Origin of the sequence: Paenibacillus konkukensis (assembly GCF_023523925.1) — a bacterium.
GTDB classification, from domain to species: domain Bacteria; phylum Bacillota; class Bacilli; order Paenibacillales; family NBRC-103111; genus Paenibacillus_S; species Paenibacillus_S doosanensis.
On record NZ_CP027059.1, the window covers coordinates 5,681,746 to 5,701,971 of the forward strand.

A 20,226-nucleotide genomic window follows, 5' to 3' on the forward strand; every position below is an offset into this window, starting at 1 on the left:
CTAGGACTAATTGTTAATATTAAATTAACACGCCCATGTTTCGGGTGTCAATCGTCTATTCAAACTTTTGTCACATTTTATTCGGCGCAGAAAAAAAGCCGTCATTCTTTTTCAAAATCAAGAATAACGGCGAACGCAGCTCCGATGCTGGAGGCGTAGCGGCTTTTGATAAAGAGGATTTTCGTTTGCTCGGTCGGATATTTCAGCGCCCGGCTTTCCACTGTAGAAAGCACCGATTGCTTAAAGGCGTCCAGCTTGTCCAGCGGACTGTCGACGACGATATAGCCGGGATTGAGCAGCGCGATGACGGGCGCGAGCGCGATGCCGACATACCGTCCTGTTTGCCGCATAAGCTCGTCGGCGGAAGAGAGCCCGGCCGCGTCCTCTGTCCAATAAGCGTCAAAGTCGCCTTCGGCGCGGACTTCGGGATACAGCTCCCGGAGCTGCTTGGCCAGTGCGGGGAGGCTGACCATCGCTTCCAGACAACCTCTCTGACCGCAGGTGCAGAGCGGGCCGTTCGGCTCTACGCACAGATGGCCGACTTCCCCGGCCGTCCAGCTGGCGCCGTTATAAATGCTGCTGTCGATAATATGCGCCCCGCCGACGCCTTCGTCGATACGCAAATAAAAGGAGTTGGCGGCGTGCTCCGCCGGCATCCCGGAGGACGGAGCGAGCGCCGCGGCCTTCACCAGGTTCAGCACCTTCGTTGCAACCGGCAGCCGCGCGTCCATCCGGTCCTTGAGCCGGACATTCCGCCAGCTCAAATGGGACGAGAAGTGAACGACCCCTTCGATCGGATCGACCAGAGCCGGGACGGCGACGCCGATACCGAGCACCTCCGGATGCCGTCCGATCAGCTCGCCGCATAACCGAATCAGCGTGCCGATGCATCGGTCGGGGTCGTTGGCGTCCGTCACGATGCTGCCTTGGTCCAGAACGGCGGAGCAGTAATCCGTGACGACATATTGAATGTACGAGTGCTGGATCAGGATGCCGATGCTCTTGTACGCCTCCGTCTGCAAGCTCAGCTGAATCCGCGGCCGCCCGACGCTTCCTTGCTCATCCGATCCGACTTCTTTAATGACGCCTTCTTTTATAAATTTATCGACAATTAATGAAATCGTATTTTTACTTAAACCCAAGGCTGCGGCAATCTCTTGTCTGGAGCTGATTTTTCCTGCGCGAAGAAGCGCTAGCGTCCGCTTTTCATTTTGCTGCCTCAGCAGGGCCGTGCCTTTGCTCATGAATCGTGGCGCCCCTTCCGTCATTGTGTGCATCTATCATGCTCGCGAAAATCGAATCTCTGAATCTCATGATAGCATATTTCAAAATGACCTAGCCAATCTTCGCGCGGTCGGACCTCGAAGGGGCCCTGCATGTTTTCCGGCTTGCGCGGGGAACATTTGTATTGCCGATGAGAATGATTATCACTATAATGTTTTTATTCGGATACTACGCGCAAGGAATGGAAGAAGGGGAACGGATCATGCCATTTCAGGATCATATGCTGCTGTGGAATCATGCGGCTCTTCGGGTATTGGACGTCAGACATGCCGTCATAGAACCGGGCGGCCGCCTGCGTTCTTACCGGCTTCCGGCCAACGTATTTTTGTTTGCGCCGCGCGGCAAAGCCAGAGTATTGCTAGACGGGACCGAATATGCCGCGGACAAATGCTTCGTCTGCCATGCAGGCAAAGGCGCCTATTTGGACGTCGTTCAGGTGACGGAAGCCTTCGAATATTTTATGGTGTATTACAATGCCGTCCTGACGCTGCCATGCCGTAGAGAACTGGTCCGTCTATATAAGGAAAGCAGTCCGTTTCAGCTGCAATACGGATTGACGCCGCAATACCCGATTCCGCTTTTCAATACGATCGAGCAAATGGACCGGGAATGGCAGCAGGGCGGCCCTCTGCAGAAGTTTCGTGTCAAAGGATTGTTCCATCAGTTCGTTTACGAGCTGCTCGGCCAGCTGCAGGCGCAAGGCGGCCAGACCGCGCGGCCGAATGCGGCCGCTCAAGCCGTCCGGTATATCGACGAGCATTACGCCGAGCCGATCACGCTTCATTCCTTGGCGGCCTTGTTCCACTGCAGCGTGCGGCAGCTTCAGCGGCTGTTCAAAGCGAGACTGCAGATGGGGCCGATGGATTATCTGATCGAGGTCCGGATGCAAAAGGCTCAAGCGATGCTGCGGCATACGGACGCTTCGCTGCCGCATATCGCCGAATCGGTCGGCTATACGGACAGCTATTATTTCAGCCGGATGTTCAAGAAATATACCGGCGTTTCTCCGCTTCATTTTAAAGAGCGGGCAAGGCCCGCGGCAGGGACACGTCGCCTAAATCCATCCCGTCTGTCGCGATTTCCCATTGGCGCAGGGAGGCCGCGATTGTATAGTCGTATTGACGATGAAAATCATTATCAATACAAAGACGGAGGAATTACACCCATGTACAAAAATTTCATAGCGATGCCGACGGTGGGTTTTATGCTGGCATTACTGCTGCTGCTCGGAGCTTGCTCCAGCGCCGCTACAAGCAGCGCCGGGGCGGGAGGCGGAGGGGCGAGTCAGGTTGCGCCGCAATCGGCCGCTTCAGGGAGCGCAGATTCTCAAGGGGCCGCCAAGTTAAGCTCTCCCGTAACGATCAAGCATATGAAGGGTGAAGTAACGCTGGAGCGACGCCCCGAGAAGACGGCCGTTCTGGACGCCCAGTTTGTCGATCAGCTGATCGCTTTGAACGAGAAGCCTGCCGGCACGGTCATTACGACCGCCGATAAAGAGCAATTTCCCGACTACCTGAGCGATAAGCTGGGGGACGTCAAAGTACTTGGAACCAAGGACGAGCCTAATCTGGAGGCCATTATCGCGATGGAGCCGGATTTCATTATATGCACGGAGTTTCAGGAAAAAATTTATGACAGCCTCGTCAAGATCGCTCCGACGATCATGATGGACCGCAATGAAGATTGGCGCGATTCGCTGACGACGCTCGGGAAAATGTTCGGCAAAGAGAAGGAAGCGGAGAAAGTACGCAACGACTACGACCAGAAGGTCGGCAAGCTGAAAGCGGAGCTGACGGCCAAGCTGAACGGGCAGACCGTCGCTCTAATCCGTCCGCGGGATAACAATATCCGGCTGCATACGACGACGCATCGCACCGCATCCATTTTATACAAAGATTTGGGGCTGACCCCGCCGAAACAGGCCGTGAACGATAAGGATACGAGCATGATGATCACGCTGGAAGCTTTGACCGAGGTTAACGCGGATCACATGTTTTTCCTGACGGACGACCAGTTCCAGCGGCTGGCGGAACAGTTCCAAAGCACCGCCGTATGGAAAAACTTGAAGGCCGTCAAGGAAAATCACGTCTATCCGGTGAATGCGACCTTATGGATCGGCTATTACGGGCCTATCGCGATGAATATGGTCGTCGATCAGATTGCGAAAGCGTTTAACGTCGAGCTGAAGCTGTAGAAAGGTACCGGAGAAGCCGATGAAGGAATATAACGTACTGGAACCGCGGCAATGGGAATATTTGGACCGCCATTTTCAGTTGTCCGTCTGCGCGGATGCGGATTCGGCCGGCTTCATGGCTGTGGCCGGTTTGCTCGATGAAGGAGAGTGCGCGGCGTACTTGGACCGGCTGTCGGATAAAATGCAGGCCTCATCCAGAAGGGTTGCCGCCTCGCAGTTTGTCAAGCGGTACGCCTTCCTCTGCGCCGCTTCCGGCTTATATGCCATGACGATGTATAATCGGGGGCTGGATCTGTCGCTACAAAACAGCTTCCTTTCCGTCCCGGAAGGCGCTTGGGGCAAGTGGCAGCCGTCGTTAAGCTTCAAGAACGGCCGCATCACCTCGCCGGCTGAGGGGAAGCGGGGGGAATGGCGTGAGGAAGTGGTCGGAACTCTTTTCGGCGGGCATGTCGGTCCTTTGCTTCGCTCCATATCCCAAGCGGCGGCCATACCGCTGCCCGTCCTATGGGAGAACATCGCCGTCCGCATCTATTCGCTCTATGAGAAGCGGCTCGGCGAAGGATGCGGTTCCGAGGAAGCAGCCTGCATTAGCGACGACTACTATTATTTGGTGCATGAGGCCCGGCCGGATTTGTTCGGGGAGAAGGACAATCCGTTAGCCGTCTTCTACGGAAAGCCGTCCGGCGGCGCGTTTCCGGAGCCTGCGGTTCGAATGAGAAAAACATGCTGTCTGTACTACAAGATCGCCCCGGATCAAAGCTGCTGCGACGCCTGTCCTATCGGTTAGGACGGGCGCGTCTTAAGAAGGCTTCTCCGATTTTAGGAGAGTCTTCTTTGCCGTTTCCGAGATGTGGCGCCGCTTCTAATGCCGAAGCCATTACGTTTGGCACCGAATATGCTAGAATAGAGTCATACATAGGTTACTAGTTTTGGAGGCATACCATATGACGTTAATTAAAAGCCTGGTCAATCAGGATGAATTTGTCGGATTTTATTTGTTGAAAGAGCTGGAGGTCAAGCAGACGAACGGGACGCCGCCCAAAGATTATTTCGATATTGTCATGTGCGATTCGAGCGGTCAGCTGTCGGCCAAATATTGGGACGTTTCGGCGGCGGATAAAGAGACCTTTTTTCCGATGGGATTAGTTAAAATTCGGGGGATTGTTCAGACGTACCGCGAGAGGCTGCAGGTCAAAATCACCCGCATCCGCAAGGCGACGGAGAACGATGGCGTATCGCTCACCGATTTTATCCGTTCGGCGCCGATTCGTCCCGTCGATCTGGTCTATACGATCAAGCAGGTAATGGCGTCGATACAGGATGACGGGATCAAGACGCTCGTCTCTTACTGCGTGAATAAAGTAGACGAGAAATTAATGCACTACCCCGCGGCCAAAACCCATCACCATGCCTATTACGCCGGTTTGGCTTATCATATGGTCCGCATGCTTGAAATCGCCGATTTCGTATGCAAGCAGCGCCCGTTTTTGAACGCCGATCTGCTTAAGGCGGGCATCATATTGCATGATATCGCCAAGCCCGAGGAGATGATCGCCCAACTCGGCATCGTGACCGATTACAGCGTGCAGGGCAAGCTGCTCGGCCATATCTCGATGGCCTCGAATTGGATTACCGAGGCCGCCATTCACAGCGGTATCGATCTGCAGTCGGAGCGGGTCATTGCGCTTCAGCATCTCGTCTTGTCCCATCACAACCTGGGCGAGTGGGGCAGCCCCGTACAGCCGCAGACGGCGGAGGCCGTCGCGCTGCATCATATCGACGCGCTGGACGCCAAGCTGCAGATGGTCGAGGACGCGCTCGATTCCTTGCCGGAATCGGAAGCGTGGACGCCGATGATCCGCGGGCTGGAGAACAAGCCGATCTACCGGACGAAGCTGTAGCCGCCTTATTCGGATTCCGCTCCCGATGTACGGGGAATCCACCCGGTCAGCCTCGCGCCGCCTTGCGGATGGTTGTCCGCCGTCAAATCGCCGCCGTGCGCCCGGAAGATGCGTCTCGCTATCGTGAGTCCGAGGCCGGTTCCGCCGGACTCGCGGTTTCGCGACGACTCGCCGCGGTATAAGGGCTCGAACACGCGCTCAAGATCGGCCTCCGGAATACCCGGACCCGAATCCAGGACGGTCGCCGTCGCCTTGTCCGGCGTAGTGGAGCAGATCACTTCAATGACGCCGCCATGCGGCGTATGCCTGACGGCGTTATCGAGCAGGTTGTTGAACGCCCGTTCCAGCAAATAAGCGTCCCCGGTCACAAGTCCCGAACTGGCATCGGCCGGAGGGATTCGGAGGCGCAAGGCGATCGATTTGGCTTCGGCCGCATGACGCACGGTCTGAGCCGATTGTTGAACCATGTCCGCGAGCTCGATCGAATCTTGCCGGTGCAGGCTCTCCATATGATCCGTTTTGACGAAGGCGAGCAGATCGGAGACCAGACGGTCCAATTGCTCGGATTTTTGTTTGCATACCTTCACATAATGATTCCTCTGTTCAGGGCTGGAAGCGACGTTGCGCTCCAGCCCTTCCAAATACCCTCTGAGCGCAAACAGCGGCGTGCGCAAATCATGCGCGATGGCGCCGATGAAAAACCGCCGTTCTTCTTCCAGCGCGGATTGCTGCCGGACGGACTCGCGCAGCCCGGCCGCCATCTTATCGAAGCCGCGGCGAACCTCCGCAATCTCCCGGACCCCCGAAGGCGGCAGCTCAATATCCAAATTTCCCTCCGCAATTTGCCCGGCGGCTCTGCCCATCGCCTCCAAAGGCTCGATGATCCATTTGCGAAAGCCGTAACCGAACACGGCAATTGCGGCCAGAAAGCCGACGGACGCAGCCAGCCATATCCCGATTCGGCTCGGCCCTTGTTCCGCACCGATCTGTATCGATTTGGTTTCGATGAGATGAACGACGACGTAAACGATCCAAGCAAGGCTCGAGATCATAAACAGCGAGCCGAACAGCACCGTGCGAACCTTAAACGCCCTCATTGCGGTAGTCCCTCAAACCGGTATCCGATTCCCCAAACATTCGTGATGTACGGCGGCTGACCGGGTTCGGCCTCGATTTTTTCACGCATTCTCGCCATGAGCACCCGCACGGTATGTTTATCTCCGACCCCGTCCCAAAACTGGTCCAATAACTGTTCATAAGTAAATACTTGCCGGGGATGCTCGGCCAATAGTCGGAATACTTCAAATTCCTTGGGGGTCAAGAATACCTGTTCTCCGTTAACGCTGATTTCCCTCGTGGCGAAGTTTAGCTGAAGCCGCCCGTAATCGATGACCTTTCCGGCTGTCTGTCCGGTCCCCTGCCCGGACGCTGCGGCACGGCGCAGCACCGCCTTGACCCGGGCGATCACTTCAACGGGGGAAGCGGTTTTCACGATATAGTCGTCTCCCCCGATGCCGAGTCCCCGGATTTTGTGAATGTCGTCGTCCCGTGCGCTTAGAAACAGGATCGGGACATTGCTCGTCTCGCGGATTTTTCGGCACAGCTCGAATCCGTCTTGCCCCGGCATCATGACGTCCACAATGAGACAGTCCGCCGGTTGCCGGCGGAACGCGGCCAAGGCGGAGTTCGCATCATGGGCCGTGACGACCCGAAACCCGTCATTGATCAAAAAGTCTCTCATCAGTTCGACGATGCTGACATCGTCGTCGACGACCATAATTGTTTTCGGCTGATTCATGGAAACCACGACCTTTTCGGTACGACATAAGCGTGTCTACACACACTGACAGTATATCATGTTCCTTTGAGACGGCGCATACGATGACCGGTTAGAGACCGGTTAGAGACGGTTTTGTGACAGTTTCGGTCCCCGTTCTGCAACAGATTCGGGTTATGCTGGAAGCGCGGTGAAAAACGAGCGGAGGGGCCATTTGAATCTGGAAAAGCGATAGCGTTCGCCTTTGAAACCGGATGTTCTCCATGTAAAAAGAAAGTAACCATTTACAAAATCCGGTTTCAACAGCGATTGGAGGATCAAATGGGCGCAGCGGACTTTTTCACCACACTTCAAAGGCCGGATAGGAAATCGGTCAAGAAAGGAGCAGACATGTATGAAACAGGGAAAAGGTCCAAGCCGGGCCCATTTGAAGCAGACGGGAGAGGAGCCGGATGAGTAGGAAGCGCCTCTATCAAGCCGTGGCGGCGCTCGCGGTCGTTTCTATTGTATGGGCGCTCTTGAACCGGTATGTATCGGACCCGGGCGCAGCGGAATTCCTGGCCCGCAAGAGCGGCCTCAGGCGCGCGGTTCATGTACCGGCATGGCTCACCATGCTGGATGTGCATATTCTTTTTGCTTCCGTCGCTTTGCTGGCTGGCGCCGTGAATTTCTCGAATCGGCTGCTTCGGCAGTATCGGAGCGTGCATCGCTTGAACGGGTACGTTTATTTATTGAGCGTGCTTGCGGTGCTGCTGACATCCGGGTACTTGGCGCCGTATGCGACGGGAGGGAAAGCCGTCAGCGTCATGTTTAACTTGTGGAACATCGTTTGGTTTGCTGCGACGCTGACCGCATTTGTGTACATCAAACGGAAAAAGATAGCCGAGCACCGCCGTTGGATGATGCGAAGCTACGCCTTTTGTTTCACTAATCTGGCGATTCATTTATTTATGCTTTTGTTTGGCGACGGGCTTGGCTTGGAATATGAGACAGCCTATTCCTATAGCGTCATGGCGGCCATGCCGTCGCTGCTGCTGACCGCCGAAGCGGCTATCAGGACAGGCGGAGCCGGCGGTCATGCATGAAAGAAAAGGGGAGAGTAGCGATGTTCAATATTCAAATCGTTTTATTCGATGGCTTTGATCTTATGGATGCGATCGGTCCTTATGAAGTGTTTACGGCCGCGAACATGCTGAGCGGAAGCGATTTTCAAGTGAATTTCGTCAGTGCGGAAGGGACGAGAATCGTCCCGAGCGGCATGAACGGTCCCGGATTGCCCGCTTCAGGATTCATCGATCCGGATTGCGGCGGTATTCTGCTCATTCCGGGCGCTATGGGCAAGGTCGGGCCGGAAGATACGAGCGAGGATAGCGTAATGACGCAGCTGCTGCGGGCGAAGGAGAGCGCGCTTATGCCGATGCTGCGGCAAGCGGTAAGCAATGAGAAGATGACGGTCTCCACCGTATGCGGCGGAGCGATGCTGCTCGCCATGGACGGCCTGCTTGAGGACCGTTACGCCGTCACGCATGTTCTGGGGATGGAGGCGCTCCGCGCCATGGGGGCCAAGCCCGTATCCGCAAGAGTCGTCGTGGACGGCAGGCTCGTCACCGGCGGCGGGGTCACATCCGGACTCGATGTCGCCTTATACTTGGTCGAGCGGGAATGGGGGCCCCGAATCTCGCATGCGGTGGAGCAGCTGTTTGAATATGAGCGCAGGGGGACGGTATGGACCGAAGCGGGCATCGCGCCGCTGGAGCACTCGAAGCCGGGCGATCCGGGAGACGAGCGAGAGCTTGATCCTGTACGGCCGGAGAGGACGAAAGAATCGCTGCGGGCCATCGAAGGGATATGGGATTTGACGATCTCCACTCCGGTCGGCAAGCTTCCGGTCGTGATGACGATCTCCAAGGCGAACGGCACGGTTCGAGGCACGTTCCGGCAGGGCGACGAAATATCCGAATGCACGGACCTGCATATTCAGAACGGCAGCGAACTGACATGGTCGCTTCGCGTGAAAAAGCCGATGCGGCTGCAGTTGAAATTTGCCGTTACCGTAGACGGGGACCGGCTATCCGGTACGGCAACGGCGAAGATGCTGCCGTCTTCGAAAGTTCAAGGCATTCGCAGACGCGAACCGTCTTAGCGCGGAACGGCTGCGGTTACCCATGGCCGCATGCGGAGAAAGCGATGGCATCGGCGAGCGGACGCAGAAGGGCGCGCGTCCCGGACCGCCGCCGTCCGATCATCGGCCGTTCTCCGCAGTACAGGACTTGCCTTATAGCATGTCCGCGATGTCGCCGGCGAGCATCGAGCCCGTGGAGCGACGCTGCGCCTGCGCCCGGTCTCCTGCGGCGCCGTGGAGATAGACGCCGAGCCCGGCCGCCTGCTCCGCCGTAAAGCCTTGCGCCAGCAAGCTCGCAATGATGCCTGCCAGCACGTCTCCCGAGCCGCCCGTCGCCATTCCGGGATTGCCGTTCACGTTAATATAGACCGAGCCGGCGGCGGTTGCGACGACCGTGCGAGCGCCCTTCAGCACGAGCGTCACCCCGTGCTTCATCGCATAGCGGCGGGCGAGACCGATCCGGTCGTGCTGCACCTCAGGCGTGCTAACGCCGGCGAGCCGCGCCATTTCGCCGGGATGCGGCGTAAGCACCGTCGGCGACGGACGTCTCGGCCAGGCGGCGAAGTTCTGCGCATCCGCCAGCATATTCAACGCGTCCGCGTCGATAACGAGCGGCGACGCGACGGACTCCCATGCCGCGCGCAGCCAGGCGCTGTCGCCCGGAAAGCGGCCCATGCCGGGGCCGATCAGCATGGCCTGTTTGCCTTCGGCGAGGGAGAGCAGCGCTTGCTCCGCTGCGCCGATCGTTCTCTCGGACGGCCCGGCGTCGCTTCCGTCATGTGAGGCGGCCGGGGCAGTAGTGCCTTCTCCCAGCGAGCCCCATTCTCCCGTACCTCCGTCGGGCACGGCGGCCAACATCAGCTCGGGAATCTGCCCGATGAGCGAATCCAGCAGCCGGTCGGGCACCGCCAGGGTGACCAGGCCGCAGCCGGCGCGCAGCGCGGATTTGGCGCTGAGCAGGGCCGCGCCGCTCATACGGCGCGAGCCTGCGGCGATCAGCGCATGCCCGTAGGTCCCTTTATGCGTATTCTGCCGGCGCGGCATGGCGGGATCGACGCCAAGGATACGCCGCAATACGCTCTCGTTCAGCACGTACGTTTGCACGCCGAGCTCGTCGGCGAGCTTCGCGGGAATGCCGATGGGCGCGCAAACGACTTGGCCCGCGTAATCCGCGCCGGGGTACTGCATCAGCCCGCGCTTGAGAAACGCGAGAGCGACGGTTAGCTTGGCCCGGATGCACGGCTCATGGACGGCGCCGGTGTCGGCGTCAAGCCCGCTCGGCAGATCGACGGCGACGATCGGCAGACCGGAGGCGTTAGCCTCCCGGATGAGCGCCGCGTACGGCCCGCGCGGAGCGCCCGCCGCGCCTACGCCGAGCAGCGCGTCGACGATGCCGTCATACGCCCGCCAGTCGAGCGGTTCCGCGCCGTATACCCGAGCGGGTATCCCCAGGCGCTCGATAATGCGGCGCTGCGCGACGGCATCCGCCGAAGCCATCCGTTCGGGCGCTTCGGCGTAAACCACCTCCGCCTCGAAGCCGGCTTCGAGCAGATGGCGGGCGATCACCAGACCGTCGCCGCCGTTATTGCCTTTTCCGGCCAAGATGACCCAGCGGGCGGGGCCGTCTGCGGAGACCGTCCGGCTAAACAGCGTTTCAATGCGACGCGCAACCTCCCGTCCCGCATTTTCCATCAGCACATTGGCCGGAATACCGATAGTCTCTATCGTGTACCGGTCCAGATTCCGCATCTCATCGGAGTTTACGACATACATTGCTGTTCATCTCCTTGCAGGTGATAGGTTTATTTTAGGGACGGCTTGCCCGCGGGTTAGAAAAATTCATAAAGCCCGTTTTCAAAATATCGATATTCCCGCTCGCTTATGATCTTTCTTCCGTACCCTTCGAAGAAAGCTTCTCTCTCCGCATCCGTTTCCATAGCGCCGGGCTTCGGACGAACGGCCAAAGATACGTCATATCTCGGGTCGCCGAACGCCCCGCCGCTCCAGTCAATAATCCCCGTTATGCTTCCGTCATGAACCAGCGCGTTATCGAGGGTGAAATCGCCGTGAATTAGCGTGTTTTCGATGGGCGCAGGCTTGCTTCTCTTCAATAATTCCAGCAGCTCCGCCGTTCCGTCGGTAGCGTAACGGGCAAGGTTGAACTCCGCCTTGCGCAGCATGTCGTCCAGCCAATCGGCATCGCCCACGAGTGCTTCGGGGCAGAGAGCCGCATGAATTTGCGCCAAACTTGCGCCGAAACGGAAGATCAACTCCTGCTTCTTGTCCGCACTGTTCTCCTTGGTCAATGCCTCTCTTAACGTTTCGCCTTCAAAACATTGCAGCAAAGCCCACGACTGGCTCTCCTCTTTTTGTTCGACGAACCGGTATACGCGGGGAACGGGCAGCGCGGCACCGCTGTGCAAACAGGCCAGGACGCCGACTTCCTTGGATAACCAGGCGCAGTATTGCTCGCCTTTGGCTCTTTTGAGCACGAAGCGGCCGTGCGCGCATTCGATGATGCCTACATCTGACGTATGACCCTGGCGCGGAAAACGAATGCTTTTCACCGTTCCTGAATGCTCGATGATTTCCCGGGGAATTTCGCGTAAAAGGATGGGGGGCAAGGCGATCACCTCGGCGTTTTTTTCCTAATTTTAGCATGTTTGCCGCTTTTATTGAACCAAGCTTTTGGCGCCGGTATTGGAAGCGTAGAGCGGGCCGCTATGCTTCACCACACCTCGGAATAAAGTGGTGAAAAGGCAGATGGAGCAAGCGAGAACAGTCTGGAGAAGTAGCGTTCGTCTTTGAAATTGGATTCTCTCTATAAAAAAGCGAAAAAACAATCCAAAGCATCCGATTTCTCAATAGCAATTGGAAGATGCCCTTGCTTGCGCAGCGGGCGTTTTTAACTTCGCTTTCAAACACTGCTCCTCCGAGCATCGTTCTCAGGAGCGGGTAAACGCTCGAACGGCCTGGAAGGGAGATGCAGAAGGTGTAGCCTCCGGAACCGAGCATCGAATCGTTTCTAAGTCTAACGGACACCGGGGAGCTTATGTCGGCACAAACAGACGTTTTTTAAACGTAGCGGACGTCATGGCGCTTACTTAGCTGCGAATGGCTTTCAACGGAGGCTTTGTCAACAAATAGCTGCATCTGTGTCCGTTAGAAATCCCAGAAGGCCGATCGGGTTTATATAACGGCCACTGTGTCCGTTGCGAATATGCTGCGTTAGCGCTCGCTTTTGCAGTGGATTTTCCGTGCTATAGAAGGGGCGCCTACTGTGCGCATGCGAAAGCATCTTTCGATCGCTGCCCGCCCCGAATTTCTTGAATAATTGGCCCTTGAATGGGTTTGTGAATCGGTAGCAAAGACGAACGCTGGCACTTCTCCAGATTCAAATGGCCGGAGAGCCGATAGAGAGTTGGAACAGCGTTAGCGCTTGCCTTTACAGCGGATTTTCCCCGCTTGAGGGGGGTTCAACATGAAAGAACCCGGCTGCAACAGCGAGTGAAGCCTCTATCGACCGCAGGCCACGAATCAATCACCGAATGGATCTACAAAAGTCAATCCGCCGGACAGACTCATATAAGCCCGCCGATAAAGTGAGCGACGATTTCGTTATCGTAATACTTTCACCCTGTTCGCGAAGCCGGATTCGCGCGATGATAAGGCTATCTATTACAAGCACCGGCCAAGGAGAGGTGAACGATGGCTATAGTTCAATTGAAATCGACGAACCCCGAATTTTCTTTTATCATCAAAAAAAATCCGCAGTCGGGCATGCAGCTCCGCTCCGTACGCAAAGGGCTGGCCTACGGCTGGTATACGGACCCGTCCGCGTACAACGTCTATTTCAAGGATGCGGATAACGACATTTCCTATAAGCAGGATGCAGGCGAGCAATTCGAATATTTGAATGTGTCCCGCTACAACACGCCGCTTTTTCCGCTCAATGCGATCGGGGATTTTTTCTCCGCTCCGCTGAAAACCCAAGATCCGCGGGATACGGAAGGGTATGAGCATACGTTTTGGATCAATATGATTCATATTCCGTTAGCCCGCTATGTCGGCTTCTTCGACAAGCATTTTCCCGAACTGACTTTCGAGCTTCGGCATCATGCCCATCACAGCTATTCGCTTGCCGTCACAACCCGGCACAGCCTCTACCGGCTGCTTCACGCCGTCAGCGCATTATGTTTGTTTCTGGCGATGTTCGGCGAGGAGCAGCTCGATATTACGGAAGATATTCTGGACAAATACGTCCGCAGCATCCAGGTGATCGACGCTCCGTTCTATATCCGCAGTTTGTTCGCGCGCCATTTCCTGTCTTCGAAAGACCGCTTCAAGAAATATAGGGCGATGCTTGAGGACACCGGCCGCTACGCCATTCAACTTGATTTCGGCGGGACGGCGCATCAGCGGAGGCGTCATATCGGCAGCAGGCTTGCGTTCGACAAGTCGATTCTGGACATCGGCTGCGGGGAAGGCTTCTATGCCTCCGCATTCGCGGGCAAAACGAACGGCAGCTACTATGCCGTAGACATTAACGAAGAGGCGGTTGCCGCCGTCAACCGTAAAGCGCAGGCCAAGGAGCTCGACAATATCGTCACCTTCGGCTCGATAGAGCAGTTTCTCGAAACCTACAACGGCGAAGAGGTCGATATCATTGTGACCGAAGTCGTGGAGCATATGAGCGAGGAGGAAGCGGCCGCATTGATCCGCCTGATCGGCGAGCGCATCCGGTTCGGACAATGCATCATTACGACGCCGAACGCGGAATTCAACCGCTACTATGAATTGTCCGGGTTCCGCCATGAAGATCATAAGTGGGAGATGAGCCGGGAGCAGTTCAGCCGGTGGCTGTCGGAAGCCGCCGCGGGGCTCGATCTTGAATGCGAATGGATGGCGATAGGCGATCGGGTGAACGATGTGCCGACGACGCAGGGCGCGATTTTGAAGAAAAAGGAGGGGTAAGCTTATGGAGATGCGTACCCGTGTGCATACGATATTTATGTTGATCGGTTCTACGGAATGCGGCAAGACGACCTTCGCCAACGAAGTGCTGATGCCCGGGCTGAAGCGGGCTGCGGGAGAGACGCCGGGCAGAAGGCTGAACGTGCAGTATTTATCGTCCGACGATATTCGACAGGAGCTGCTCGGCTATGACTACGATAAGTACGATCAGGTGATGTTGGAGGCGAGCGAGCAGGCTTTCCGGCTGCTATTCGAAAAGCTGAAGCTGGTGACTTCCTTTCCGGTATCGGCCGAATTCGTTGTTATCGATACGACCGGTTTGTCCGAGGATTTCCGGGCTCAGGTGCGGGCCGTCGCGCGGGATCGGCAGTACCGCCTGGAGGCGGTCGTGTTCGACTATCGGCAAAGATCCGATTATTACGCTTCGGAACGGTCGAAAAAGCTGATCTCCCAGCATATTACAAGGCTGAAGCGGGAAGTGCTGGGAGCGCTGGCGCGCGAAGGCTACGATCAGGTGCATAAAATCCGCTGCAAAGATTTTTACTCGCCGGAAGAGAAGACGCCGAATGCCGCATATACGGTCGTTATCGACAATTGGGACGATTACGCGGCGACGATGCTCCCTCCGGATCAGAAATATATCGTCGTCGGCGACGTTCACGAATGCCTGAGCGATTTGAAGGGTCTTTTGCAAAGCTGCGGCTACAAGCTGGAGGACGGGCGGCTTGCGGCGACGGACAAAACGGCCGGCACCAAGATCATTTTGGCGGGAGACTGGATTGACAAGGGCGGCCATACGCGGGAAACGGTGGAATTTTTGTATGATAACCGCGAGCATTTTTTGTTCGTTAAAGGCAATCACGAGCATTTCGTCGATAAGTACACGAGGGGCGATATTCAGGGCGCCGATCCCGAACTGCTGAATTCTTACTTCGGCTCGACTCGGGTGCTGCTGCAGGATGAGGAGCTGCTGGGCAAATTCCGCTCGCTGATCGCGCTGTCCCGGCCGTTTTATTGGCGGAGCGGAGGGCAGGGCCCGTCGTTCTACGTCACTCATGCGCCCTGCCGCAGCAAGTACATCGGCAAGCTGGACGCCGACTCCTTGCGCCATCAGCGGAACCTGCGCATCGACCGCGAAGCGCCGCTGGAGGAGCAGCTCGCTTTTCTCAAGGAAGAGGCGGTGGTCAATCATCCGTATCATCTATTCGGCCATATCGCGGCCAAGCGGCCGGCGCGCATTCTGAACAAGCTTCATATCGATACCGGCGCCGTGCACGGCAATATGCTGACGGCGGTGAGCATGGCGCATCGGCCGTTCTATAAATCTCATCCTTCCGGGCAGACCGTGCTGGACGAACCGTTACAGGAGATTTTCCCGGCAGCGAGGTCCGTTTCGCTTCAGGATTTGGAGGAGGAGGACCTGCGGCGGCTGCGCTACTGCTCCCGCAACAAAGTCAATTTTATTTCCGGCACGATGTCGCCTGCGGATAAGGACGAGGCGGCGCAGGAGCTGGAGTCGCTGAAGCGCGGCTTAAGCTATTTTGCCGGACGCGGCGTCCGCGAGGTCGTGCTGCAGCCCAAATATATGGGCTCCCGCTGCAATATTTATTTGCATCGGGACGCGGAGCAATGCTTCGCCGTCAGCCGCAACGGGTACAAAATCGCCCGGCTCGACTTGTCCGCCGTCTACGGGAAGCTGCTGGACAAATTCGGCGCTTATATGGAGCGGAACCGGATCGCGATGCTCCTTCTGGACGGGGAGCTGATGCCCTGGAAATCGCTCGGCGACGGCTTGATTCAGAAGCAATTTATGCCTATCGGCAAAGCGCTGGAGAGCGAATTCGCCTTTCTCCAACAGAACGGATTCGAAGCGGCCTGGGAGGAGCTGCTCGCCCAATACGACGCAAGCGGCTTTGAGCAGGATCAATTCCATCTGTCCAAAAAAGCGCTGAACGACAAATACGGGAACGCGGCATATCATAATTACAAATATGTCCGCGAAGCCGCCGCCGCGCACGTCCCTTTGCAGGAGCATATCGACGCTTACCAGGTGTACAAAAAGCAGCTGGAGCTGTATGCCGGGGACGGCGAGCTGGATTACAAGCCGTTTGCGCTGCTGAAGACGGTGTGCGAGAACGGGGAGGAGCGCATTCCGGAAGGGTCGACATCGGAGATGTACCGTTTCGTATCGGATGACGATTATCTGCTGCTGGATCTGGCCGATCCCGGCTGTTATGCGCAAGCCGAGGCGTACTTCGCCCGTCTGACCGTCGCGAATCAGATGGAGGGCGTCGTCATCAAGCCGGAGCGGGCGGACGGTACGACCGTTCCTTATATGAAGGTGCGCAACGCGGAGTACTTGTCGATCATTTACGGCTATGATTACCGCTTTGCGCACAAATATAAAAAGCTGATCAAGCAGAAGAACATCGCGCCGAAGCTGCGTACGTCGCTGAACGAGTACCGGCTGGGGCAGGCGATGCTGGCAATCCCGTTCGACGCCATCGATGCGGACAACGAAGATTACCGGAACGCCGCCGCGAATTTACTGTTCGAGACGGCGCAGGAGAAGGTGATAGACCCGCGGCTGTGAGGCGGCTCCATCAGAGATACCGCTGTAGAGCGGCCCGTTATGGATCGATGAAGGTTTTTCGAGCAAGCGCAAACAGGCCGGAGCTTGGCAATCAAGCTTCGGCCTGTTTGTGCTGTTCTCATGGCTGAACGGGGGTGGAGATGGTATCGGGCGGATCGCGAGAATCACATTCGCCAATCGGCAAAAAGGAGATGTTGAAGCCATGTCATCGATAGAGCAAAAAAATACGGAAACGGCGGCCGCGCTAATCGGAGAGCTGATCCGCAAGGGCGTTTTGGAGCGGACGGATCAGTTTTTCGCCGGGCAACTTTGCGAGGCTTTTACAGAGCGCAGCTACGATATCGAAGAGACGCTGGAGCAAGGCGATAAGGTCGTAGCCCGAGTCGTCATTACAGCGGCGCACAGCGGAATGTTTGCGGGGGCGGCGCCTACGGGCAGGCGGGTGAAGATCACCCAGTTCCATGAATTTCGGATCGTGAGCGGCAACATAGAGGAACATCGCGGCTGGTTCGATACCGGGACGCTGCTGCCGCAGCTGCAGGCTAAGTAAAGGCTGTTATCTATAAAGCATGGTGAACAAAGAGCGGAGGGCCCATTTTGAATCTGGAAAGGCGTAGCGTTCTCCTAAGAAAAACGGATTTTCTCCTTGAAAAAAGGAAACAACTACCCAAAAATCCAATTTCGACAGCAAAAACAACCGGGCTGCGGCGTCATAGAGCCGACCCGGCGCATCATATCCGAAGGAGATGAACGTATGATGAAATCGATAGAGCAGCAAAATACGGAAACGGTAGCCGCGTTTATCGAGGCGTTTTGGAATGAGAGCCGTTTTGATTGTATGGATCGGTATTTGTCGCCGGATTACCAAGAGCATTCGTATCAATTGCGGGACGGCTTGAAGCAGTTTGCGGGCAAAATATTGGAGGCTTTTCCGGACAACGCCGTAGAGGAAAGCATAGCCCAAGAGGAGCAAGTTCTCGTCAGAATGACGGTGAAAGGCACGCATCAAGGGATGTTTTTTGGAACGGAGCCGACGGGGCGGACGATCGATGTCACGCTGTATCGCCAATACCGGGTTACCGGCGGCAAGATCGCCGAGCATCGCGGGCTGGATCGATATGGTGACGATGTGGAGCCAAATCCGCGGGGCTGTTTAGCAGTTCCGTTCCACTGCAGAACATAGCTGAGCGCAGCGAAGCCGGGCATCGTCCTCTCGAATAAGGGAGGGATGCCCGGCTTTATTCTTCTTCTTGCAGCAGCTGGTTTAATAGAGACATTCTCTCGGTCCAGAACTTCCTGTAAAACGATACCCAATCCTCAACTTCTCTTAACGGCGCCGCATGGAGACGATATCTCGTTTCTCTCCCGGCTTTTCGGCTGGTGACAAGTCCGGCATCCTTAAGAATGGTCAAATGCTTGGATACAGCCGTGCGGCCCATTTGAAAATGAGCGGTTAATTCGTTGAGAGGCAGCTCCTCTGCTCCCGCGAGCAGACGCAGCAGGGCGCGCCGGGTTGGATCGGCTATGGCAGAATAGACATCCCTCGATTGATCGTCTTCCATCGTCATTCTCTCCACTGAGCATTGTTGTTAAGTCACTAGAAGGTATTCTTTTTATATTAAGTAGCAATGGGTATCATGTCAAGTGCGAAAATGTAATTTTTAACCATATTGGAAACTATTAGTCCACGATGAAGCGTTGGAGAACCAATTCTCCTCGTGCCGCGCTCTCCGTCCCTGAAGCAGAGTGGGGATGAGGGTGTTTGCTTCGTATCGCGCCGTGGTCCCCTGGACCGCAAAATCGCATTTTAAAAGGAGATTCGGTATTTACAAACTTGTCGAACGGGTGTTAGACTTTATGTACACCGTTACCGTTTCAATCCCCGCCGGTCGTAGGAAGCGCCCCTTCCCACATCCCGCGCAGGGAGCAGGCGAAATGCTAATAAGGAGCTGGTCTTGTGCGGTATGACAAAGATACGGTCTATATTATCGGGGATGCCCAGGTTTCGGTGAACAATCCGATTACACAGCAGTTCAACGCCTTTTTTATCGGCTTGGTCGTCGATACGACGAATCATAAGATCGTCGATGCCGGCTGTTCGTCGATGATTCCGTTGACCTCGGAATTTGTCCGCTCGCTTTTGATCGGGCAGAATATGCTGCAGCTGGAGACTGCATCCGATGAAATTCGCCGCAGATATCACGGATCTTCGCAGAAGGCGCTGATCGTAGCGTTTAAGGATGCCCAGAAAAAATATAAATCGGCGCTTCAAGGTCGAGAAGAGACGAAGCTTTCGTCTTCCGGCCCGACAGTGTAGGCTGCTTTATTTACTACTTCATTCGTAAATAAAACCCAGCAGACGGTAGATTAGGACGATACAAGTTCTGACGCTGTTTGCTGGGTTTTTCTCTTTGTCATTTTTTACTATTCGCAGGGGAGGTTAGCCAAGCGATGAAACTGTATATATCCGTCGATATGGAAGGGATCACCGGGCTCGTCGATCCGACGTTCGTCGATTCCAGGCAGTACAATTATACCCGCGGGCAGCGCATCATGACGGAGGAGGCCAATCATGTCATCGAAGCCGCCTTCGGCGAAGGCTGCAGCGAAGTTGTCGTGAACGACAGCCATTCCAAAATGAACAATTTGCTGATCGAAAAGCTGCACCCCGAGACTCAGCTGATTACGGGCGACGTGAAGCCGCTTTCCATGGTCCAAGGCTTGGATTCCTCGTTCGCGGGCGCTGCGTTTCTCGGCTATCACACGCGGGCCGGGCGGAAAGGAGTGCTCAGCCATACGATGATCTTCGGCGTGCGCAATATGTACATTAACGGCCTTGAGGTCGGCGAGCTCGGGTTCAATGCGATGGTGGCGGGGTATTACGGCGTTCCGGTACTGCTTGTCGCCGGTGACGACGAGACGGCGCTCGAAGCGGAGGCGCTGATCCCGGGGGTGACGACCGCTGTCGTGAAGAAACGTGTCTCGCGCACGGCTGCGCTCAGCCTGACGCCGGAGAAGAGCGGCGAGCTGCTGCGGCAGAAAACCCGCGAGGCGCTGGCCGGACGCAGCCGCGTGAAGCCGCTTATCCCTCCGGAGAAGCCGGTGCTGTCCGTCGAATTTGCCAACTACGGGCAGGCCGAGTGGGCGCATCTGATCCCCGGGACGTCGATTGATGGAGGCAGTCCGGTGGTCACTTTTCAAGCCAAGGACATCTTGGAGGCTTACCGGGCGATGATAGCTATGACCGAATTGGCGATGAAAGCTGCATTTAGTTAGGAGAAGAGATGCAATTTATGTTAAAACGGCCTCCGGCGCATATAATGAACCGGATCAAGCGTGAGCAGCCCGATGGAGGACGAACGTCAGGCAAGCTGCAAGTGC

At 56.3% G+C, this 20,226-nt stretch carries 17 protein-coding genes; 11 read left to right on the plus strand and 6 right to left on the minus strand.

Features of this window, described 5'->3' with window-relative positions; translation table 11 throughout:
• Window positions 1-101: 101 nt before the first annotated feature.
• Window positions 102-1,244: an ROK family transcriptional regulator gene (locus SK3146_RS24715; protein ID WP_249861261.1), complete on the minus strand. Its 1,143-nt coding sequence runs from the start codon at window positions 1,242-1,244 to the stop codon at window positions 102-104.
• Window positions 1,245-1,486: 242 nt separating this feature from the next.
• On the opposite strand from SK3146_RS24715, the gene SK3146_RS24720 reads away from it, so the two are divergent.
• From SK3146_RS24720 to SK3146_RS24730, 3 genes are all read left to right on the plus strand, one after another.
• A complete protein-coding gene (locus SK3146_RS24720; RefSeq protein ID WP_249861262.1) occupies window positions 1,487-3,478 on the plus strand; it encodes an AraC family transcriptional regulator in 1,992 nt (663 codons plus the stop codon).
• Window positions 3,479-3,497: 19 nt separating this feature from the next.
• Window positions 3,498-4,265: an IucA/IucC family C-terminal-domain containing protein gene (locus tag SK3146_RS24725; protein ID WP_249861263.1), complete on the plus strand. Its 768-nt coding sequence runs from the start codon at window positions 3,498-3,500 to the stop codon at window positions 4,263-4,265.
• Window positions 4,266-4,422: 157 nt separating this feature from the next.
• A complete protein-coding gene (locus SK3146_RS24730) occupies window positions 4,423-5,379 on the plus strand; it encodes a 3'-5' exoribonuclease YhaM family protein (RefSeq protein ID WP_249861264.1) in 957 nt (318 codons plus the stop codon).
• Window positions 5,380-5,384: 5 nt separating this feature from the next.
• Here the strand turns inward: SK3146_RS24730 and SK3146_RS24735 are convergent, their stop codons facing one another.
• Together SK3146_RS24735 and SK3146_RS24740 are read right to left on the minus strand one after the other, a co-directional pair.
• Window positions 5,385-6,476, minus strand: a complete 1,092-nt coding sequence (locus SK3146_RS24735; protein ID WP_249861265.1) for a sensor histidine kinase — start codon at window positions 6,474-6,476, stop codon at window positions 5,385-5,387.
• Window positions 6,473-7,177 (minus strand): response regulator transcription factor, encoded by a 705-nt coding sequence (locus tag SK3146_RS24740; protein WP_249861266.1) that lies wholly within the window; start codon window positions 7,175-7,177, stop codon window positions 6,473-6,475. The genes SK3146_RS24735 and SK3146_RS24740 overlap by 4 nt, the downstream gene beginning before the upstream one ends.
• Window positions 7,178-7,608: 431 nt before the next feature.
• Here SK3146_RS24740 and SK3146_RS24745 point away from each other — a divergent pair, with 431 nt between their 5' ends.
• Both SK3146_RS24745 and SK3146_RS24750 read left to right on the plus strand, forming a co-directional pair.
• Complete coding sequence (locus tag SK3146_RS24745; RefSeq protein WP_249861267.1) at window positions 7,609-8,241, plus strand: DUF2306 domain-containing protein; 633 nt, start codon at window positions 7,609-7,611, stop codon at window positions 8,239-8,241.
• A gap of 20 nt (window positions 8,242-8,261) precedes the next feature.
• Window positions 8,262-9,299: a DJ-1/PfpI family protein gene (locus SK3146_RS24750; RefSeq protein WP_249861268.1), complete on the plus strand. Its 1,038-nt coding sequence runs from the start codon at window positions 8,262-8,264 to the stop codon at window positions 9,297-9,299.
• 132 nt (window positions 9,300-9,431) lie between these two features.
• Here SK3146_RS24750 and SK3146_RS24755 read toward each other — a convergent pair whose 3' ends face one another.
• Both SK3146_RS24755 and SK3146_RS24760 read right to left on the minus strand, forming a co-directional pair.
• Window positions 9,432-11,051: an NAD(P)H-hydrate dehydratase gene (locus tag SK3146_RS24755; RefSeq protein ID WP_249861269.1), complete on the minus strand. Its 1,620-nt coding sequence runs from the start codon at window positions 11,049-11,051 to the stop codon at window positions 9,432-9,434.
• Between the two features lie 56 nt (window positions 11,052-11,107).
• Window positions 11,108-11,845 carry a phosphotransferase family protein gene (locus SK3146_RS24760; protein WP_349655162.1) on the minus strand — a complete coding sequence of 246 codons (738 nt, stop codon included), beginning with the start codon at window positions 11,843-11,845 and terminating at the stop codon, window positions 11,108-11,110.
• Window positions 11,846-12,986: 1,141 nt separating this feature from the next.
• Between SK3146_RS24760 and SK3146_RS24765 the strand changes: the two genes are divergently transcribed.
• From SK3146_RS24765 to SK3146_RS24780, 4 genes are all read left to right on the plus strand, one after another.
• Window positions 12,987-14,252 carry a class I SAM-dependent methyltransferase gene (locus tag SK3146_RS24765; RefSeq protein ID WP_249861270.1) on the plus strand — a complete coding sequence of 422 codons (1,266 nt, stop codon included), beginning with the start codon at window positions 12,987-12,989 and terminating at the stop codon, window positions 14,250-14,252.
• Window positions 14,253-14,256: 4 nt separating this feature from the next.
• A complete protein-coding gene (locus tag SK3146_RS24770; protein ID WP_249861271.1) occupies window positions 14,257-16,845 on the plus strand; it encodes a metallophosphoesterase in 2,589 nt (862 codons plus the stop codon).
• Window positions 16,846-17,047: 202 nt separating this feature from the next.
• Window positions 17,048-17,395: an ester cyclase gene (locus SK3146_RS24775; protein ID WP_249861272.1), complete on the plus strand. Its 348-nt coding sequence runs from the start codon at window positions 17,048-17,050 to the stop codon at window positions 17,393-17,395.
• Between the two features lie 204 nt (window positions 17,396-17,599).
• The gene (locus SK3146_RS24780; protein WP_249861273.1) at window positions 17,600-18,028 is read left to right on the plus strand and encodes an ester cyclase; all 429 of its coding nucleotides are present in this window, start codon (window positions 17,600-17,602) and stop codon (window positions 18,026-18,028) included.
• Window positions 18,029-18,083: 55 nt separating this feature from the next.
• Here the strand turns inward: SK3146_RS24780 and SK3146_RS24785 are convergent, their stop codons facing one another.
• Window positions 18,084-18,407 carry an ArsR/SmtB family transcription factor gene (locus SK3146_RS24785; RefSeq protein ID WP_375295480.1) on the minus strand — a complete coding sequence of 108 codons (324 nt, stop codon included), beginning with the start codon at window positions 18,405-18,407 and terminating at the stop codon, window positions 18,084-18,086.
• A 395-nt stretch (window positions 18,408-18,802) separates the two neighbouring features.
• On the opposite strand from SK3146_RS24785, the gene SK3146_RS24790 reads away from it, so the two are divergent.
• Both SK3146_RS24790 and SK3146_RS24795 read left to right on the plus strand, forming a co-directional pair.
• Window positions 18,803-19,162, plus strand: a complete 360-nt coding sequence (locus SK3146_RS24790; RefSeq protein WP_249861274.1) for a DUF3870 domain-containing protein — start codon at window positions 18,803-18,805, stop codon at window positions 19,160-19,162.
• A 134-nt stretch (window positions 19,163-19,296) separates the two neighbouring features.
• Window positions 19,297-20,121, plus strand: a complete 825-nt coding sequence (locus SK3146_RS24795) for a M55 family metallopeptidase (RefSeq protein ID WP_249861275.1) — start codon at window positions 19,297-19,299, stop codon at window positions 20,119-20,121.
• The last annotated feature ends 105 nt before the right edge of the window (window positions 20,122-20,226 follow it).

Bases quoted from the DNA above. Each gene is read 5' to 3' on its own strand.
- SK3146_RS24745 (WP_249861267.1), top strand. From the start codon at position 7,609: ATGAGTAGGAAGCGCCTCTATCAAGCCGTGGCGGCGCTCGCGGTCGTT.
- SK3146_RS24795 (WP_249861275.1), top strand. From the start codon at position 19,297: ATGAAACTGTATATATCCGTCGATATGGAAGGGATCACCGGGCTCGTC.
- SK3146_RS24730 (WP_249861264.1), top strand. From the start codon at position 4,423: ATGACGTTAATTAAAAGCCTGGTCAATCAGGATGAATTTGTCGGATTT.
- SK3146_RS24715 (WP_249861261.1), bottom strand. From the start codon at position 1,244: ATGAGCAAAGGCACGGCCCTGCTGAGGCAGCAAAATGAAAAGCGGACG.
- SK3146_RS24725 (WP_249861263.1), top strand. From the start codon at position 3,498: ATGAAGGAATATAACGTACTGGAACCGCGGCAATGGGAATATTTGGAC.
- SK3146_RS24735 (WP_249861265.1), bottom strand. From the start codon at position 6,476: ATGAGGGCGTTTAAGGTTCGCACGGTGCTGTTCGGCTCGCTGTTTATG.
- SK3146_RS24775 (WP_249861272.1), top strand. From the start codon at position 17,048: ATGTCATCGATAGAGCAAAAAAATACGGAAACGGCGGCCGCGCTAATC.
- SK3146_RS24740 (WP_249861266.1), bottom strand. From the start codon at position 7,177: ATGAATCAGCCGAAAACAATTATGGTCGTCGACGACGATGTCAGCATC.
- SK3146_RS24785 (WP_375295480.1), bottom strand. From the start codon at position 18,407: ATGGAAGACGATCAATCGAGGGATGTCTATTCTGCCATAGCCGATCCA.
- SK3146_RS24765 (WP_249861270.1), top strand. From the start codon at position 12,987: ATGGCTATAGTTCAATTGAAATCGACGAACCCCGAATTTTCTTTTATC.
- SK3146_RS24750 (WP_249861268.1), top strand. From the start codon at position 8,262: ATGTTCAATATTCAAATCGTTTTATTCGATGGCTTTGATCTTATGGAT.
- SK3146_RS24755 (WP_249861269.1), bottom strand. From the start codon at position 11,051: ATGTATGTCGTAAACTCCGATGAGATGCGGAATCTGGACCGGTACACG.
- SK3146_RS24770 (WP_249861271.1), top strand. From the start codon at position 14,257: ATGGAGATGCGTACCCGTGTGCATACGATATTTATGTTGATCGGTTCT.
- SK3146_RS24720 (WP_249861262.1), top strand. From the start codon at position 1,487: ATGCCATTTCAGGATCATATGCTGCTGTGGAATCATGCGGCTCTTCGG.
- SK3146_RS24780 (WP_249861273.1), top strand. From the start codon at position 17,600: ATGATGAAATCGATAGAGCAGCAAAATACGGAAACGGTAGCCGCGTTT.